Below are 16,620 nucleotides of genomic sequence, written 5' to 3'. Positions count from 1 at the left end.
TCAGGACTCCCTGACTGCAAACTTCGTCATCCACGACAATGCGTCGGTTCGCAGTTCCTCAGCATGCACGCGACCGGTATGCAGCAGATTGAAGATGGCGGCCCGCACGAGCACGGGGTCACCTTTCGAGAACTCTCGCTCGATGGCTGAAAGCGTCTTTCGACTGGCGACAAAGCGCTCGACCGCATCAAGCAAGGACACCGACACGAGACCTTGCGTGGCTACGATACTCGGCAGCATACGCAGCCAGTTTTCGATCCAGACGCGTGAAGCGGCGTGTTCGGCCGCGTCGACCAACCGAACATTGACCGCATCAGCGTTCAACTCGAGGCCCTCCTTCGCTTCTGCATCGATCACTGGATCCGGCAGGAGGATCAACTCTTGACGATCGGAGTACGAGACCAGGAAGTCTGCTAAGTGCCGCCTCTCTCGAAACTGAATGAACCCGGGGCGCTCACAAAAGTGGCCGATTGTCGGATCGGATTCGATCAAGACCCATTGATCGAACGCACAGCGTCGGTAGAAAGTCAGCCGCCGCTTCAGCTTTGGACTGAAGGCTTCGAAGCGGTGCGCACCGCGCGGGCGAACGAGCGCAACCGGCTCCGCTATATGCAGAGAATCTTCCATGAGATCAATGCCTTACGAGCGGGATTCGAAGTCTAGGACGCCAATTGACGAAATTAATCCGGACTAATGCGAATTGACGATTTTGCTTCGTTGCGAGTGCACGCAATAGTGTCAATTCACCGGCCGGATTTCTATATTCGACGCGGGCTCCAGCTGGATTCCGGAGTGACAGACTTGCTCCGTTCTACGATCGCCCAATCATCGATGCCGACGACCCGCGGTCGTGGTTTGCGCTTGCGCCCAGAAGCTCTGCGCAACTCCCGCAGCACGGTGTCAGCACTGGTGCGCAAGCCCAAGGCGTCGGCAAGCCGGGCTGCCGCCTCACCACCGAGGGCGTGGCCCAGCGCGTGCAACGCCCGAGCCTGCGATCGCGTACGACGTTGATACCGCCCGGCCAGGGCGTGGACGTTCTCGACAAACGTACGACGGGGGCAATTGGCGTTTGTACACTTGAAGCGACGCACTTCAATAGCGAGAACGACCCGCTGCTCGAGCATTGGACGGTCTTCCAGCTTGCGCACATAACGGCCGTGGATTCGGTGACTCCAACGATGGCAGGCAGGACAAGGTGCCGCGCGAACCGTACTGCAGGCTTCGACAGTGATGGTCTCCCCGCACGCGTCGCTAGAGACAAAGCGCTTACCCACACGAGCGAGAATACGATCGATCCCACCGAGAACTTGGCTCATGGTAACAACGAACATGGGGCCAGATCGGCCCGAAATCAAGCCCTCGACGCGGCCGTCACACAAAGTGCGGAAGACCCAAAATTAATCCGGACTAATGCGAATTGACGACTTTGCTTCGCTGAGAGTGCAAGCAATATTGTCAACTCATCGGCCGGACTTCTATATACGGCGCGGGTTCCAGGCAGATTCCGGAATGACAGAATGGCTTCGTTCTACGCCGGTCGACTTACTCCGCCGTCAGCGTCTTGGGCAGCGAGGACAGTGACCAGTTGGCGGGATAGGACACCACGCCGATGAGTCCGTGGACGAGATCGCCGAGCGAGGCACGGTAGCGGAAGTAGCCGCGTAATGATGCTACGACCACCCCGGCGCTCACCGGTTTGCTGTAGAGCTTCGCTTGGCCGGCGAAGAAACGCCGAACATGCTCGGGCTTGATCGCGGCGATGTCGACTGCGCCCATGCCGAAACGGGCCGTTAGCAACCGCCCGACGATGCGCAAGGCCATGCTCCGAGTCTTCGGCGCCAGGCCCCGCACGTGCTCCATATACTCGCTGTAGCGGCGCAGTTCCTCGTCTACTTGTGTTGCTCTGACCGCTGGCACCGCGATGACGCCCTGAGCGCGCAGGACCACGAGCAAGTGTCCCAGCGCCGCGCTATGGTCACGCCGATCGTGATGTAACGCGCCAGCGCACTTGCATAGGAGATGCTCATGGAGGAACTCTGCGATCAACCCTTCATCGATTCGGCGCCGCCGATAGCGCCCGGAGTCCGCCCATTGGCCGAAATGCGTGATGCAGCGCAGGTAGGTAGCGACCGTCTTTGCAGCGTAGCGGCGTTGGCTCAGGTACTGCTTGAAAGCATCAACGTATGGTCCGACCGGCCCGTCGGCGAAACGGTCTATGTCGGTGCGGTTGGAGCGACGAACGATGTCCATGGTGATCTCCCGAAGTGGGACCACCACTGCATCCGCAGATTAAAACTATGTCCAGATCCTCGCTCCTTGCCATGCTTGGGGCGGCGTCGTCAGCAACCGACCATCTGCGCATAGTTGTGACCTGAGCATAGGGGTCGTCCTCTGCCCTACGCGGGCCGGTCCAGGAGGAACGCTGAGCTGTGCTCAGTGTCGGGCCGGACCCGGCCATTATCCGTCGCATGTCCTGCCGCGTTGAGCGGCGCAGATGGAAGGGATAACGGTCGATGGCGTCTCTATGCCGCCGATTCCCTTGGCCGAATGCCCGGAAATCGGCCCGCCTCGCGGCTTCCCTGTCTGCTCACCGCTGCGACGTTCATCATGCGCAACCCCGAAACCGACAGCAACCCGCCGCCTATTAGATGTTCTTCAAGTGTTAAGGATTGTTTGATGCCTGCCCTCGACTGCAGGACAGTGAGCGGCGGTGGCGCCTGTGGGCAGGCGTCGAACAATCCTCGGGGGAGGAAACCGCGGGATGCAGCGATGTGGTACGCCGGGCTATGGCGATTGAAGCGTTTGCTCGGTCAGCAATGCCAAGGGATGTCGCAGGAAGCGAGGCGTGAAGCGGACGAAGGCATGACGCGAGGTGGTGGCTGGACGGAACCCTTGGGACGCTGCGAGCATTTAATGAGGCGGCGCGAGACAGCGAGCACGACTGTCCGCTTTCGGCTCCGGTCTCCGAAGAGCCGACGATCGAGTTTGATGCGTAGGACGTGTTGGCTCATGCGATGACTCGGCTCGGTGGTGGTCCGCGGATACAGGCACTGCGCGGAATGACCTCAATGATGAGCATCGGTGCGCCACAATGCCGGCAGATGAAGGGCGTGGGCATCGCGAGCTCGGTGTCGTCAGGTGGAGCGGTGACTGCGGGCGCGGCATCCAAGAGCTCACGCGCCTTGGCCAGGTTGGCGCGACGCACCGGGTTGGCAAGCAGTCCATAGTGCCGAATGCGGTGGAAGCCGTGCGGCAGCACGTGCAACAGGAAGCGCCGCATGAACTCACCGGCATCCAGGGTCATGGTCTTGTAGCGGGTGCGGCCCTTGGCACGGTAATCCTTCCAGCGGAAGGTCACGCCACGCTCGTCCAGGGCAAGCAGGTGCTGGTTGGAGATCGCTACGCGGTGGGTGTAGCGCGATAGGTAAGCCAGTACCGCCTCGGGTCCTGCGAACGGGCGCTTGGCATACACGACCCATTCGGAGGTGCGGAGCGGCGCAAGCCACTGCGCAAAGGCAGCCGGATCGGCGAGCGCAGCGTAGTCGCCGAAGAACTGCAACTGACCCTGATCATGCGCAGCCTGGAGTGCCTCGAGGAAGCGGCGTCGGAACAGGCGGGAGAGCACGCGCACCGGCAAGAAGAAGCCGCGGCGGCAAGCCACCCACCGTTCGCCGTCCAGTGACAGGCCGCCGCCGGGGACGATGCCGTGCACGTGGGGATGATGGGTGAGTGCAGATCCCCAGGTGTGCAGCACCAGGGTGGCGCCAATCTGCGCGCCGAGGTGTTTCGGGTCGGCGGCGATGGTCCGCAGGGTATCGGCGGCGACATCGAACAACAGACCATAGACCACCGCCTTGTTGTACCAGGCGATGGCGCTGATGGACGCGGGCAGCGTGAACACAACGTGGTAGTACTCGACGGGGAGCAGATCCTCACTGCGCGCTTCGAGCCAGCGATGCGCAGCGCTGGCTTGACACTTGGGGCAATGCCGGTTGCGGCAGGAGTTATAGGACACCTCGAGCCTGGCGCAGCCGGAACAGCGCAGCACATGCCCTCCCAGTGCCCCGGTGCGGCACTGTTCGATGGCGGACATGACCTGCAACTGCCCAAGGCTCAAGCGGGCAGTCTGTCGCCAGGCCGGCCCGTGGAGGCGGAAGATATCCGCGACCTCGAGCACAATGAGCTCGGCGGCAGGATCTCTAGTCGGAGCGCAGGTTCTCGAGCGGGCTGACGACCTCGCGCAGCAGATCAGTCGCGACCTGGGCATAGAGCGCTGTCGTCTCCAGCTTCTTATGCCCAAGCAGGACTTGAATGACGCGGATATCGACCTTCTGTTCGAGCAGGTGGGTGGCGAAGCTGTGTCGCAGCGTATGCATGGATACGTGCTTCTCAATCTGTGCATCCTGGGCAGCGGCATGGATGGCACGATTGAGTTGCCGGGGGGTGAGCGGCTCGATGGGGTTAAGGCCCGGGAACAACCAGCCACCGTCGAGCATCTTGCCCTGGGCATGGGCGACGCGCCACCAGACGCGCAGGCGTTCGAGCAGCACGGGCGAGAGCATCGCGTAGCGGTCCTTGCGCCCCTTGCCCTGTTCGATGCGCAGGGTCATGCGTTCACTGTCGATATCGGTCACCTTCAACGCCACCACTTCGCTGGCGCGCAAGCCGGCGCCATAGGCGACCGCGAGCGCGGTCTGGTGCTTTAGGTTCCCAGCGGCCGCCAGCAGTCGGCCGACTTCGTCGGGACTGAGTACCACGGGCAGGGTGCGTGGAATTCGTACCGGTCGCATCTTGGCCATGCGTTGCGCATCGCCGAGCTTTTGCGCACAGCGGCATGATTCTCCGATCAGAGCTGAAATAGCAGTTCAATTCTCGCCGCTCACTGTCAGGTGCGGCATACTTTTATGGGACGCTGTCCCGAGACACCGCATCCACCCATGCCCCACGACGAACAGAATCCCAAAGGCGCCCCGCGCCACGACATCACCCCCGCCGACGCCACGCAGGGCATGTCGAAAGGCCTGACCAACTACGGCGACCGTGGCTTCTCGCTGTTCCTGCGCAAGGCCTTCATTAAGGGCGCCGGCTATACCGACGACGCGCTCGACCGTCCGGTCATCGGCATCGTCAACACCGGCAGCGCGTACAACCCCTGCCATGGCAATGCGCCTCAACTGATCGAGGCGGTGAAGCGCGGCATCATGCTGGCGGGCGGGCTGCCGATGGATTTCCCGACCATCTCGATTCACGAGAGCTTTTCCGCGCCTACCAGCATGTACCTGCGCAACCTCATGTCGATGGACACCGAGGAAATGATCCGCGCGCAGCCGATGGATGCCGTGGTACTGATTGGCGGCTGCGACAAGACCGTGCCCGCGCAGCTGATGGGCGCGGTATCGGCGGGCATTCCGGCCATCCAGCTCATTACGGGGTCGATGCTGACCGGCTCGCACCGCAGCGAGCGCGTTGGCGCCTGCACGGACTGCCGCCGCTACTGGGGCAAGTTCCGCGCGGAAGAGATCGATGCCGAGGAAATTGCCGATGTGAATAACCAGTTGGTGGCCAGCGTGGGTACGTGTTCGGTCATGGGTACGGCCAGCACCATGGCCTGTATTGCCGAGGCACTGGGCATGACCGTGCCGGGCGGCGCGTCGCCGCCGGCCGTCACCGCCGACCGCATCCGCGTGGCAGAGCAGACCGGCACCGAAGCCGTACGCATTGCGCGCGAGCGCCTGACCATCGACAAGATCCTGACTCCCGCCGCTTTTGAAAACGCCATGCGCGTGCTGCTGGCCATTGGCGGCTCCACCAATGGCATCGTGCATCTGGCCGCGATTGCCGGACGCATGGGCTATGACATCGATCTGGCCGCGCTGGACAACATGGGTCGCGATACGCCGGTGCTGCTGGACCTGAAGCCGTCGGGCGACCATTACATGGAAGACTTCCACCACGCCGGCGGCATGGCCACGCTGCTACGCGAACTGAAGCCCTTGCTAAACCTAGACGCGCTGACGGTCACCGGCCGCACGCTGGGCGAGGAAATCGAGCGCGCCGGCCCCGGCTTTGCGCAGGACGTTGTGCGCTCGCGTGACCACCCGATCTATCCGCAAGGCGGTATTGCCGTGCTGCGCGGTAACCTTGCACCGGGCGGCGCCATCATCAAGCAATCCGCCGCGCATCCGAAACTGATGGAGCACGAAGGCCGCGCTGTGGTGTTCGAGAACGCCGCCGACCTGGCGAGCCGGATCGATAGCGATGATCTCGACGTCACCGCCGACGACATCCTGGTGCTGAAGAACATCGGCCCGAAGGGCGCGCCCGGCATGCCCGAAGCCGGTTACATCCCGATTCCGCGCAAGCTCGCACGTGCCGGCGTGAAAGACATCGTGCGGATCTCGGACGGCCGCATGAGCGGCACGGCGTTCGGCACGATAGTGCTGCACGTGACGCCCGAATCCGCCATTGGCGGGCCGCTGGCCTACGTGCGCAACGACGACCGCATCACCTTGTCCGTGGCGCGGCGCGAGCTGACGCTCCAGGTCAGCGACGAGGAACTGGCACGCCGTGCCCAGGAACAGCCGCTGGTGGTACCCACGGCAGATCGCGGATATCGCAAGCTGTTCCTGACCACCGTGAACCAGGCGGACCAGGGCGTGGACTTCGACTTCCTGCGCGCCGCGCGGACGCGCGGCACGATACCAGGTAAGGGCGAATAGGCATCGGGCGATCTCGTCAGGAAAATCGGTCAAAATGTCGGCTTTCGTTTCCGATGTCCAACCCGCCGGGTGCGTATTTCGGGGCGCGTGATCAGCGATTTCGGGGGAACGTGATCACCTGTTTCGGTGGGAAGCTGATCGCTGATTTCGGCGGAACGTGATCACTTCGGCGACGCCGCCGAAATCGGTGATCACGTTCCCGAAACGTAACCGTCAGCGGAACCCGTCTGGCCAGACGGTAGCGCCGGTGAGAAGGTAGCGGCTTCACGGTATATGGGAGTGAAGCGGTGGCCAAACATCGAGATGGCGGTAGCGGGCGCGAAGGCGCGAGGTATTACCGGCATGACGAAGCCTTCTGGCGCGAGATGCTTGCGCAGTGGCAGGACGGCGGGCTGAGCATCCGAGGCTTCTGCCGGCAACAGGGCCTGGCAGTCAGCACTTTTGGCCTGTGGCGCAAGCGCGTGGAGCGCGAACGGCCCGCGGTGGCGCCGCTGACCGTGACCGCCGACACCGCCTTCATCACGGCGGACGCGAGTGAGGCGCCGGCCGCGATGCCGGTGTCCGACACGGCGCCGCCAAAGCTGCGTGACCAGGTAGTGGTGGCGCTGGCCGGCGCGCGCATCGAGCTGACCGGCACGCATGCCGAGCGCATCGTGCGCTTCGTGCTCGGGCAGTTGGGAGGCGGACGGTGCTGATCACCGGCGATGTGCGGGCCTTCATCTGCCGCGACACGGTCGACATGCGCAAATCCATCGACGGCCTGTCATACCTGGTGCAGCCGCTGCTGGGACAGAACCCGCTGTCGGGTCACCTGTTCGTCTTCGTTAGCCGCGATCGCTCGAAGGTCAAGATCCTCTACTGGGACCGCACCGGGTTCGCGCTGTGGTACAAGCGGCTCGAGCGCCGCCGCTTTCCCTCGCCAGCGGCGTTGGCCCAGCGTGGCTTCTCGCTGGCCGAACTGAACGCCTGGCTCGAAGGCATCGAGATTCCTGCGCTTCGCCCCCACCGCAAGGTGCAGGCCACGCGTGTCATGTAGCTTGTAAACGCTGCCACATCCGTGCATGATGGCATGCGTGCTCGCTATCCTGACACCCTCCGATCTGCCTACCGATCCCGACGCGATACGCGCCCTTGCGTTAGAGCAGAACCGGCTCGCCTGCACGCTGTGGGAGCAGCTCGAGATCCTGAAGCACCAGGTCGCACAGCTTAACCGTGCGCAGTTCGGCGCCAGTTCCGAGCGCCTGCCAGGGCAGGCCGAACTCTTTGCACAACCGCTGGACTTGCCGACACCGCCGGCGGCGCCGGAGGTGAAGGTGGCCTGCCACACCCGCAAGGGCCGCCCGGCCTTGCCCAAGGACCTGCCGCGCACGCGCATCGAATACGACCTGTCCGAAGCGCAGAAGGCAAGCTTCGACACCCTGGAGCGCATCGGCGAGGAGCGAAGCGAGACGCTGCACTACGAGCCGGCGAGGCTCAGCGTGATCGAACACATTCGCTTCAAGTATGTGGCTACCAAGGATGGCGAGTCCACCATCGTGACCGCCGCCGCGCAGCCCTCGCCGCTGCCCAAGAGCAACGCCAGCGCGGGGCTGCTGGCCAGCATTCAAGTCGACACCTTTGTGGACCACCTGCCGATCAATCGACAGGAGAGTAACCGTCAGCGGAACCCGTCTGGCCAGACGGGTTCCGCTGACGGTTACGTTACGCCAGGCTGCGCGCGGCGCATTTTTCGGACCAAGGCTTCGCTCCATCGCGTGGTGGAATCGAGCGCTGTGCACCTCGCGCGGCTATCTCCGCGTGACACGGCTTGCTGTCGTAAGCGCCGTCGCCTCCGATGGTATCGATCCGTGTATCAGCCGGTATCTGATCGAGCAGGTCGGCCAACACTTCGTCATCGCCAACGTCCTGGTGGGTCATCAGTGCAGCACAGATTTGGCCGGAATTCGCATCCATGGCGAGATGAACCATGCGCCAAGTCCGTCGCTTAGACCAACCGTGCTTGCGAACCTTCCGCTCGCCTTCGCCGTAAAGCTTCAGCCCAGTGCTGTCGATCATCAGATGCAGCGGTTCGCCGGTACGCGAGGCGGGCAGCACAACGTTCAGGCTCTGCGCGCGGCGGCTCAATGTCTTGTAGTTCGGCACTTGCAACGTTGGGAAGGCCAAGGGGCGCAAGCTCTGCGCGAAGCCTTGCAGCGCGCGCAGCGGCAAGTGGAACACTTGCTTGAGACCGAGCAGACCCTGGATCAACGCATCCGTATAGACGAGCGGGCGGCCACGCTTAGGCGACGGGGCTTTAGCCGGGAGTAACTGGTTTTTCCAGTTATACAACGTCGGCCTGCTTACGCCCGCGTTTTGAGCAACCACGCGCGCACTTGCCTCTCGAGTACAAAGCTCGATGACTGCCGTCTGCTTCAACTCTCGGGGCCGAGGTGCACCTCCAGCTTTGCCGACAACACGTTTCCTGGCTTCGGGATGCAGTTCATCGATCCAGTCTGCGAGCGTACCGCGCCCCGGATATCCCAACGCCCTCAGGGTTCCAGCAAGACAGCGACCATGGCTCAGATAGTGCTCGACGGCCACCTTCTTCTGCTCGGCCGAATACTTCGGCCTCCGGGCGCGAGGTCGCTGCTTTGTTCGTATTCCCGATGCCAGTTCTTGAGAGCATTCTTTGTCGGCTAACCCAACTGACGGATGGTGGCAGCGATGCGCTTGCCGAGTTTCACGCAAGAACCTGCGAATAGCCGGTCGATAGATGATGATGGTCCTCGACGACAAGCCCTCGCTCCTGTCGCAGATAATCTGCGAACTTCTCGACTCGCGCAGCACCACGAGCAGCCGTTTCAGCGAGGATCCTCACGGCCGAAATGCTGGAAGCACAGAGCCACCCGGCTTCATCGACACCTTTCATGCAAGGGTCAATGGAAATACCGATGGCTACAACGTCGGCACGTGCATTACATTGGCTTGCCCCCGCCGGAGGTACCGCTCATTTTCCCCTATGCTTTGCGGCGCGATCGCTTTTCGGCATTGCATTTCGGCAACTCTCCACGCCGCAATGTATGACGGATCAGCCGTGCCCCCGAAGCGCCTCGAATACATCACTGCTGCTGCGGACGTCGGCATACTTGGAAGCCATATCGAAAAGGCTCGCCTGATGGGGCGCATCGTTCCGGTCGCCGACGCAGTCTTCCAACACGACAGGAATAAAACCGAGCTGGATCGCGTCCACTGCCGTAGCACGAACGCAGCCGCTGGTGCTCATGCCAGCGATTAGTACACAATCGACGCGTAGCGCATTAAGAATTGAGGCAAGCGGCGTAGCAAAAAACGCACTGGCGTACTGCTTCGTCAACACAATCTCCCCGGCAGTGGGTTCCAGTCCTTCTGCGAAAGCACCAAGCGGGTTACCCTGTCGAAAGACAGAAAGCGCTCCGATCTTCCTATAGAACACGCCGCCATTGAGCCCCTCACTATCGTACTCCACGCGAGTATGGATGACCGGCAACGCCATCCTGCGCGCGAGCCTCAGCATAGCAATAGCCGATCGCCGCACGCCTTCCGCCTGCGCGAAAAGAGGCGAGCAGGGATCGAAATAGGCGCAGGCGAAGTCCACCATGATCACCGCCTGCCGGCTCCCTAAGCCCAGAGAGCGCCCAAAGCCTGAAGCGGCGTAGTCTTGTCGGAGCGCTGTATTGGTCATTGCGTATCTCGAATCATGGCCTGCCTGGCTGAGTTGATATGACAGTGCATAACGCTTCGTGCCCACATACCGTCATGCGCGGAGAACGCGTCGATCAACTCTTGATGGTGATGAAAGCTGCGCTGTAGTTGCATTGAGCCATACCGGCGGAACGTACGCTGCACGATTGGCACTTCGATCGCATTGGTCAACATGCCGACAAGCCGAGAATTTCGGCTCGCCTGCCCGATCAGCCTGTGGAACTCGCGGTTCAGCGCGCTGATTCTGGTCAGGTTTTCCTCGCTCATGTCAAGGCCTTGCGACTCGATTTCGTCCTGGATTTGCTGTAGTTCGACGACTTCTTCGGCGGTGATATGCGTGGCAGCCAGATTGGCAATCTCGCTTTCCAATAGCAACCGCAGGTCAAAGATGTCCCGCAGCTCGTCCACAGTCCAATGACGCACGAACGTGCCGCTATTCGGCTTGAAGTGTAGAAACCCGTCACTAACGAGCAAACGCATGGCTTCGCGCACGGGGGTACGCGAGGTCCCAAACTCCAATGCCAGCCCGTCCTCAGTGAGTCGCATGCCGGCCGGAAAAGCGCCATCGATAACGCGCTCCTTGATAAACCCATAGATTTCGCCGGCCGTGGATTTGGCTCCGTTGCTGCCTTTCATTACTTAGAACCTCTCTAGAAGCGATCCGAAGCCGCTGATCTTATCGTTGATGCCGGCGCTTCGTAAGGCTTGCCAATAGATAGCCGAATTGATTGCAAGCACCGGTTTTCCCAGTTTCAGCTCCATCTTGGCAGCCAACGATGCCATTGCCAGATTGGTGCCGACCTGTACCACAGCATCAACATCGTGGCCGTTGACCTCTTCGACAGCTTCGGCAAGCGCTTCAGGCTGGACGTGGGCGATCTGCACCGGACTGGCGCAACGCAGGCCCTTGATCTTCTTTACACGATAGCCGCACTCCTCGAAGAAGCGAACCACATTTTCGTCGCCAACCGGCTGGTAAGGCGTGACCACCCCGATCGTGCGAGCCCCGTAGGCGTCCAGCGCCAGCGAGCATGCATCAGATCCCATCGCCACCGGCAGGCCAGTCTTTTGCTCCAAGTAGGACTTTAGTTTGCGGCTGGCGGCCAAGCCGTCCCAAAACGTCTCCGCGGAGATGCCGAGCACGAGATGGTCCGGCTCGCACGACATTACCGAGTCAACGGCTTCGTCCTGCGCTGCGGCAATCAGGTCAATCAGACGCTGAAAGTCAGCGTTGTCACTGAGTGGAATATTGGGGATGCGGATCCGGCTGATGTGGTTCGTTACACCCGGTGGCCGCATTGCATCAAATTCTGGCTGCACCGACGTATTGGTCGAAGGGACCAGCACCGCGTACTTGCGACGGTAACCCAGGGAGTCAGTCATTTCAGTTTCTCTTCCAAAAAGAAAAGTTGCACTTCATCGAGCACCTGCGTAGCATTGTACACGATTGAGGCAATAACAGGGGGTAAGGCATGCTTGAAAACGAGTCATTGTGTACAATTAGGGGTGCGACGCTGCGGAAGCGGTTGGAAGAGCACCCTATCGTCATCACGCCGGGAGCCTACGATAGCTGGAGTGCCCGTCTCATTGAGCAGGCAGGCTTCCCTGCGATCTATCTGACCGGATATGGAGTGACTGCGGCCTCACTGGGCATGCCCGACCTTGGGCTCATCACGGGCAGTGAACTAGCGGATCAGGTTCGTCGGATCTCTGATGTCACACGCGTTCCTCTGATTGCGGATGCCGACACAGGCTTCGGGGGCGTGCTCAACGTACGTCGGACCGTGCGTGACTACATCCGCGCGGGCGCGGCTGCCATCCAGCTCGAAGACCAGGTATCGCCGAAGCGTTGCGGGCACATGGACGACAAGCAAGTCACTGATGTCACGGAAATGGTCGAGAAGATTCATATGGCGGTGGATGCGCGCGGTGATGTCCCGCTCCAGATCATCGCGCGAACCGATGCCCGCGCCACCCACAACATGGATGAAGCCTTGCGCCGTGGTGAACGCTACCTGCGCGCCGGTGCCGATATCCTGTTCGTCGAGGCGCCGCAGACGGAGGAGGAGATGGCGCGGATATGCGACACCTTCCGCGGCGAAAAGCTGCTGGCCAACATGGTCGAAGGCGGTAAAACGCCCTACCTTTCTCCGGCCACCCTTCAGCAGATTGGCTATGCCATCGCCATCTATCCAGCGACACTTCTTTTCTCGGCCACGTACGCCATTGGGCGAACGCTGAGCCAGTTGTGCGAGGGCAGGATCGACACCGCGACTCTTGCCTCCTTCTCTCAATTCAATGAGCAGATGGGGTTGCAGGACTACTTCGCCGCGACCGATCGCATCCAATCCAACGCGCGGGAGCACGCGCTGTGACGACCCTGTTCTCGCGACTCTGGGATTCCCACCGCGTAGCGTCGCGGGCGGACGGGTGCGACCTGTTGTACGTAGATCGCCACGTCCTGCATGAGGTCACGAGCGCCCAGGCGTTCGATCAGCTTCAAATGGCGGGCCGCCGAGTGCGCGCTCCGGGTCGGCATATCGCCGTGCCGGATCATTCGGTACCCACCTTGCAAGGCCCCTCTGCTTCTGGCGGTGAAGCAGTCGACACGCTGGCCGCCAACGCAGCGGCTGCCGGCATTCCGTATTTCCCATTGCATAGCAGCCGGCATGGCATTGTCCATGTCACAGCTCCGGAACAAGGCTTTGTCGTGCCAGGCTGCACGGTGGTCTGCGGAGACTCCCATACGGCCACGCTGGGCGCATTCGGTGCACTTGCCTTCGGTATCGGTACCTCAGAGGTCGAGCATGTCCTTGCAACGCAGAGCCTCTGGGTACGGCGACCGCGCACGCTTGGCATTGAGGTGACGGGCAGCCTTGGACAGGCCGTTTATGCCAAGGACCTGGCGCTGCATATCATCGCGAAAATCGGCACAGCGGGCGCAGTCGGCTGCGCGATCGAATACTTCGGCAGCACAGTGCGTGCCCTGACAATGGAAGGTCGAATGACACTGTGCAATATGTCAATCGAAGCCGGGGGACGGTTCGGTATGGTAGCGCCTGACGAAGTCACGGTGTCCTGGTTGCGGGAGCACGCGGCGGGGCTGCGGAACGTAGCGTCCGAAAGCGTTACACAGACGTGGCTGTCCTTAAAAACAGATTCATGGCACCACTTCGACGCCAGAGTCCGCATCGACGGCAGCGCCATTGAACCCACCCTCACGTGGGGCACGACTCCTGCGGACGCGACCACAATTAGCGGCCGCGCCGGAGACCCGGATACCGCCGACTCGCGAGCCGAGCGTGACCGGATACAGGCCGCGCTGGACTACATGGGCCTGAAAGCCGGTCAGGCGGTCCAAGGTGTGCCCATCGACGTAGCATTCATTGGATCCTGCACGAATTCGCGTATCGAGGACTTGCGCGCAGCGGCTGCCATCGTCGCCGGTCGACGCGTGGCACGCAATGTGCGTGCTCTGGTTGTTCCCGGCTCCGCCGCCGTGAAGCACCAGGCCGAGAAGGAGGGCCTGGCCGACATCTTTGTCGGCGCTGGCTTCGAGTGGCGTGGCCCGGGCTGCTCGATGTGCGTAGCAATGAACGGCGATCACCTGCAGCCGGGTCAACGTTGCGCATCGTCCTCGAACCGAAACTTTGAGAACCGCCAGGGCAGTGGCGGCCGGACACACTTGCTAAGTCCAGCCGCCGTTGCCGCTTCGGCGATCGCCGGATATTTGACCGACCCGCGAGAGTTCCTACATGCCTGAGCCCATTTATGCAGCAGCCGGTCCTGCCCTGCTGCTTGCTCGCGATGACGTTGATACCGACGCCATCTATCCGTCCCGCTTCCTGGGCACGACCAAGCGCACGGGTCTGGGCGCGGCCCTCTTTGCGGACTGGCGGACAGCCCAGGTTGAGGAATTTCTTCGCTTCGAAAGCACGCCATGCATCCACGCCACGGTACTGGTGGCGGGCAAGAACTTCGGCTGCGGCTCCTCACGTGAGCATGCCGTGTGGGCTTTGGCCGATTGCGGTGTGCGTGCCATCGTTGCACTTTCGTTCGGGGATATCTTTTATTCCAACTGCCTGCGCAACGGAATCATTCCCGCAACCGTCGCACCCTTGGAGTACCGCGCAATTGTCGACGCATTGGCGGCCACTGAAACCACCGACATTGGCATTGACGTGCGCCAGCGCCTGGTGAAGCTGGCCGACGGCGCTCGCCTGCCCTTCCAGTTGGAAGCGGGCGACGCCGAACGCCTGCTCAGCGGCACCGACGAGATCGCGGCCACCTTGGCACTGCACCAGCACCTCTGTGCCTATGAACGAAGGACAGCGACGGAAACGCCATGGCTTGCCCCATGGCAGGAGACAACCTGATGCCACGCCCGGATTGCGCCGGCCCCAACTTCGCGCCACGCTATCTGATTGCCGATCCTGGGTCGGGCCACGTTCAGTTCCTGGCTCGGCGAAGGATATCAATAGGAAAATTTAGAGTTTTGCACCACGCACCAAATTGGTTCAACCCAAACCACCTCAAAGTAGGAGATTCCAATGACAGACACATCGCGCATTCTTGCCAAATCTGAAAGCTACTTCGCTAACCGCGACGATATTGCGCCAGAACAGATCGCTGCAGTCGAGGGCGTCAAGGAACAAGGCCACGTCGAAGTTCGCAAGATGCTCGTGGGCGACGACATGGTGTTCCTTCACGTCTACCGCAAGAAGGGCTTAGTTGATCCAGTCCACAAACACATGGATCACGAATCAATCGGATATCTGATCTCCGGCCGCCTGCGACTCATCATCGGTGGCAAGGAGTTTATCGCCGAGCCTGGCGCATCGTGGCTCCATCCGGTTGGCGTGGAGCACTTTAGCGAGGCACTGGAGGACTGCGAGCAGGTCGAGATCAAGTCCCCTCCGCGCAAAACGTGGGTCACACCGGAGCAACTCGAAGCTTCGTCGAAAGAATAGTCAGCCAATACGAGGGCGCCCCTTTCGCTACGACATGCCGCTCGCAGCGCGGGCCCGCGCCACCCATCACCAAGGAGATCAATAATGGCAACATGGACCAGCCTGCGCGAGCATAGTCTGACCCGCGAAAACCTTGAGGCGCTGCTTAATAATGAGATTCCAGCGATCCGCATCAAAGGTTTCGCAACCCCGGAGGAGTGTATTGCCTTCACCCAGTCCGCCAAGCGGGGGAACATTAAGTACTACAACGTCGCCAAGCGGATCGGCTACATCGGCATGGCCCAGTACGAGTATCGCTGGGACCGACCAAAGTCAGACTATTTTGACGCGGTCAAAGTTGCGAATGCCGATCTGGCTGAGGTTACAGCACGTGCATTCGATCCCGTGCAGCGGCTGATCGATATGTTGTCTTCTGTCTACGACCACAAGGTCGGAGCCGCCCAAGAGCCTGGCATGGGCCACTATTTTGCCGGCATCATCCGTCTGGCATCGGAAGGCGTGGACCTGCATGCGGATTACGCCCCCTTCAACACACCTGACTATTCAATTCGCGATATCGACGCACAACTCGGGTGGAATTTTTTTTCCGAGCAGCCGAAATTCGGCGGCATCACGACCGTGCACAACGCGCCGTGGACACCAGAGCACGTCGAGGGTGAAATTCCGAAGAGTTACGGACTCTCTCACGACATTGTGACTGGTGCGCCGGCTTTCGAGTACGCCCCCACAGCTGGCGATGTAGTCATCTTTAATACCCGCAACCCGCATGAGATAAGCGCAGGTATTCCCGAGCCCGGGGTGGATCGAGTCTCCATCGGCTCCTTTATCGGCCGCATGCCGGATCGTTCTCTCGCAATGTGGGCATGACCATGATCGTCGAGGAACGCACCTACACCCTCCATCCGGGAAAGACTCGTGACTTCCTGATGTTGGTGGAAGTCGAGGGCTTGCCGATTCAGGAGCGCTACCTGGGAAGTCCGCTTGCGTACTTCACCACTGAGACTGGCACGTTAAATGGCGTGGTGCACCTATGGCAGTTCTGCACCATGGGCGACCGGGAGGAAAAGCGGGCACAACTCGCGCAAGATCATAGGTGGATTGAGTTTACCGCCAAGGTGTTGCCGCTGATTGCGCGAATGGAGAACCGGCTGCTGATGCCCACCCGCTTCTCCCGGATCGGCAACGCGCAAGCCTGAGATGTTCTGATTACT

The 16,620-nt window shown here is 61.3% G+C and carries 15 protein-coding genes and 5 pseudogenes; 10 read left to right on the top strand and 10 right to left on the bottom strand.

The window, feature by feature from the left end:
- The 5 genes and pseudogenes from ACIGJB_RS32090 to ACIGJB_RS32070 form a co-directional block, all read right to left on the bottom strand.
- Positions 1–627, bottom strand: a complete 627-nt coding sequence (locus tag ACIGJB_RS32090; protein WP_483734901.1) for a hypothetical protein — start codon at positions 625–627, stop codon at positions 1–3.
- Between the two features lie 188 nt (positions 628–815).
- A pseudogene (locus ACIGJB_RS32085) lies at positions 816–1,316 on the bottom strand (transposase family protein); the annotation flags it as partial.
- Between the two features lie 226 nt (positions 1,317–1,542).
- On the bottom strand, positions 1,543–2,250 hold the full coding sequence (locus ACIGJB_RS32080; RefSeq protein WP_483734900.1) for a site-specific integrase: 708 nt from the start codon (positions 2,248–2,250) through the stop codon (positions 1,543–1,545).
- Positions 2,251–3,007: 757 nt separating this feature from the next.
- Complete coding sequence (locus ACIGJB_RS32075) at positions 3,008–4,180, bottom strand: IS91 family transposase (protein ID WP_483735189.1); 1,173 nt, start codon at positions 4,178–4,180, stop codon at positions 3,008–3,010.
- Between the two features lie 19 nt (positions 4,181–4,199).
- Positions 4,200–4,799 (bottom strand): annotated as a pseudogene (locus tag ACIGJB_RS32070) (tyrosine-type recombinase/integrase); the annotation flags it as partial.
- 138 nt (positions 4,800–4,937) lie between these two features.
- On the opposite strand from ACIGJB_RS32070, the gene ACIGJB_RS32065 reads away from it, so the two are divergent.
- The 4 genes and pseudogenes from ACIGJB_RS32065 to ACIGJB_RS32050 all read left to right on the top strand — a co-directional run.
- A complete protein-coding gene (locus ACIGJB_RS32065) occupies positions 4,938–6,719 on the top strand; it encodes an IlvD/Edd family dehydratase (protein ID WP_483734899.1) in 1,782 nt (593 codons plus the stop codon).
- Positions 6,720–7,006: 287 nt separating this feature from the next.
- Positions 7,007–7,414: an IS66 family insertion sequence element accessory protein TnpA gene (gene tnpA, locus ACIGJB_RS32060; protein WP_483734898.1), complete on the top strand. Its 408-nt coding sequence runs from the start codon at positions 7,007–7,009 to the stop codon at positions 7,412–7,414.
- Positions 7,408–7,755, top strand: coding sequence for an IS66 family insertion sequence element accessory protein TnpB (gene tnpB / locus ACIGJB_RS32055; RefSeq protein ID WP_265923203.1), 348 nt, complete (start codon positions 7,408–7,410; stop codon positions 7,753–7,755). The genes tnpA and tnpB overlap by 7 nt, the downstream gene beginning before the upstream one ends.
- A 25-nt stretch (positions 7,756–7,780) precedes the next feature.
- Positions 7,781–8,185: pseudogene (locus ACIGJB_RS32050) on the top strand (IS66 family transposase); the annotation flags it as partial.
- A 225-nt stretch (positions 8,186–8,410) separates the two neighbouring features.
- On the opposite strand, the pseudogene ACIGJB_RS32045 reads toward ACIGJB_RS32050, so the two are convergent.
- The 5 genes and pseudogenes from ACIGJB_RS32045 to ACIGJB_RS32025 all read right to left on the bottom strand — a co-directional run.
- A pseudogene (locus ACIGJB_RS32045) lies at positions 8,411–9,026 on the bottom strand (IS5 family transposase); the annotation flags it as partial.
- Positions 9,003–9,469, bottom strand: a pseudogene (locus tag ACIGJB_RS32040) (transposase); the annotation flags it as partial. The pseudogenes ACIGJB_RS32045 and ACIGJB_RS32040, both read right to left, overlap by 24 nt.
- 317 nt (positions 9,470–9,786) lie before the next feature.
- The gene (locus ACIGJB_RS32035; RefSeq protein ID WP_483734897.1) at positions 9,787–10,335 is read right to left on the bottom strand and encodes an isochorismatase family protein; all 549 of its coding nucleotides are present in this window, start codon (positions 10,333–10,335) and stop codon (positions 9,787–9,789) included.
- 80 nt (positions 10,336–10,415) lie between these two features.
- A complete protein-coding gene (locus ACIGJB_RS32030; RefSeq protein ID WP_140949007.1) occupies positions 10,416–11,075 on the bottom strand; it encodes a GntR family transcriptional regulator in 660 nt (219 codons plus the stop codon).
- A gap of 3 nt (positions 11,076–11,078) precedes the next feature.
- On the bottom strand, positions 11,079–11,822 hold the full coding sequence (locus tag ACIGJB_RS32025; RefSeq protein ID WP_140949006.1) for a maleate cis-trans isomerase family protein: 744 nt from the start codon (positions 11,820–11,822) through the stop codon (positions 11,079–11,081).
- Positions 11,823–11,911: 89 nt separating this feature from the next.
- On the opposite strand from ACIGJB_RS32025, the gene ACIGJB_RS32020 reads away from it, so the two are divergent.
- From ACIGJB_RS32020 to ACIGJB_RS31995, 6 genes are all read left to right on the top strand, one after another.
- Positions 11,912–12,814 (top strand): isocitrate lyase/PEP mutase family protein, encoded by a 903-nt coding sequence (locus tag ACIGJB_RS32020; protein ID WP_140949005.1) that lies wholly within the window; start codon positions 11,912–11,914, stop codon positions 12,812–12,814.
- On the top strand, positions 12,811–14,202 hold the full coding sequence (leuC, locus tag ACIGJB_RS32015; protein ID WP_483734896.1) for a 3-isopropylmalate dehydratase large subunit: 1,392 nt from the start codon (positions 12,811–12,813) through the stop codon (positions 14,200–14,202). Before ACIGJB_RS32020 ends, leuC begins: the two co-directional genes overlap by 4 nt.
- Positions 14,195–14,815, top strand: a complete 621-nt coding sequence (gene leuD / locus ACIGJB_RS32010) for a 3-isopropylmalate dehydratase small subunit (RefSeq protein WP_483734895.1) — start codon at positions 14,195–14,197, stop codon at positions 14,813–14,815. The genes leuC and leuD overlap by 8 nt, the downstream gene beginning before the upstream one ends.
- A 174-nt stretch (positions 14,816–14,989) precedes the next feature.
- On the top strand, positions 14,990–15,409 hold the full coding sequence (locus ACIGJB_RS32005) for a cupin domain-containing protein (protein ID WP_140949002.1): 420 nt from the start codon (positions 14,990–14,992) through the stop codon (positions 15,407–15,409).
- 84 nt (positions 15,410–15,493) lie between these two features.
- Positions 15,494–16,276 carry a 2OG-Fe(II)-dependent halogenase WelO5 family protein gene (locus ACIGJB_RS32000; protein ID WP_483734894.1) on the top strand — a complete coding sequence of 261 codons (783 nt, stop codon included), beginning with the start codon at positions 15,494–15,496 and terminating at the stop codon, positions 16,274–16,276.
- On the top strand, positions 16,273–16,605 hold the full coding sequence (locus tag ACIGJB_RS31995) for an NIPSNAP family protein (RefSeq protein WP_483734893.1): 333 nt from the start codon (positions 16,273–16,275) through the stop codon (positions 16,603–16,605). Before ACIGJB_RS32000 ends, ACIGJB_RS31995 begins: the two co-directional genes overlap by 4 nt.
- Positions 16,606–16,620 lie beyond the last annotated feature (15 nt).

The sequence above is a fragment of the Cupriavidus sp. C2SS-8b genome (assembly GCF_057073745.1).
This window is presented reverse-complemented; position numbering and strand designations above follow the sequence as displayed.

What these genes read in the sequence shown, in the direction of transcription:
- ACIGJB_RS32090 (WP_483734901.1), bottom strand. Translation starts at nt 627, where the DNA reads ATGGAAGATTCTCTGCATATAGCGGAGCCGGTTGCGCTCGTTCGCCCG.
- ACIGJB_RS32080 (WP_483734900.1), bottom strand. Translation starts at nt 2,250, where the DNA reads ATGGACATCGTTCGTCGCTCCAACCGCACCGACATAGACCGTTTCGCC.
- ACIGJB_RS32065 (WP_483734899.1), top strand. Translation starts at nt 4,938, where the DNA reads ATGCCCCACGACGAACAGAATCCCAAAGGCGCCCCGCGCCACGACATC.
- ACIGJB_RS32035 (WP_483734897.1), bottom strand. Translation starts at nt 10,335, where the DNA reads ATGGTGGACTTCGCCTGCGCCTATTTCGATCCCTGCTCGCCTCTTTTC.
- ACIGJB_RS32030 (WP_140949007.1), bottom strand. Translation starts at nt 11,075, where the DNA reads ATGAAAGGCAGCAACGGAGCCAAATCCACGGCCGGCGAAATCTATGGG.
- ACIGJB_RS32025 (WP_140949006.1), bottom strand. Translation starts at nt 11,822, where the DNA reads ATGACTGACTCCCTGGGTTACCGTCGCAAGTACGCGGTGCTGGTCCCT.
- ACIGJB_RS32020 (WP_140949005.1), top strand. Translation starts at nt 11,912, where the DNA reads ATGCTTGAAAACGAGTCATTGTGTACAATTAGGGGTGCGACGCTGCGG.
- leuD (WP_483734895.1), top strand. Translation starts at nt 14,195, where the DNA reads ATGCCTGAGCCCATTTATGCAGCAGCCGGTCCTGCCCTGCTGCTTGCT.
- ACIGJB_RS32005 (WP_140949002.1), top strand. Translation starts at nt 14,990, where the DNA reads ATGACAGACACATCGCGCATTCTTGCCAAATCTGAAAGCTACTTCGCT.
- ACIGJB_RS32000 (WP_483734894.1), top strand. Translation starts at nt 15,494, where the DNA reads ATGGCAACATGGACCAGCCTGCGCGAGCATAGTCTGACCCGCGAAAAC.
- ACIGJB_RS31995 (WP_483734893.1), top strand. Translation starts at nt 16,273, where the DNA reads ATGACCATGATCGTCGAGGAACGCACCTACACCCTCCATCCGGGAAAG.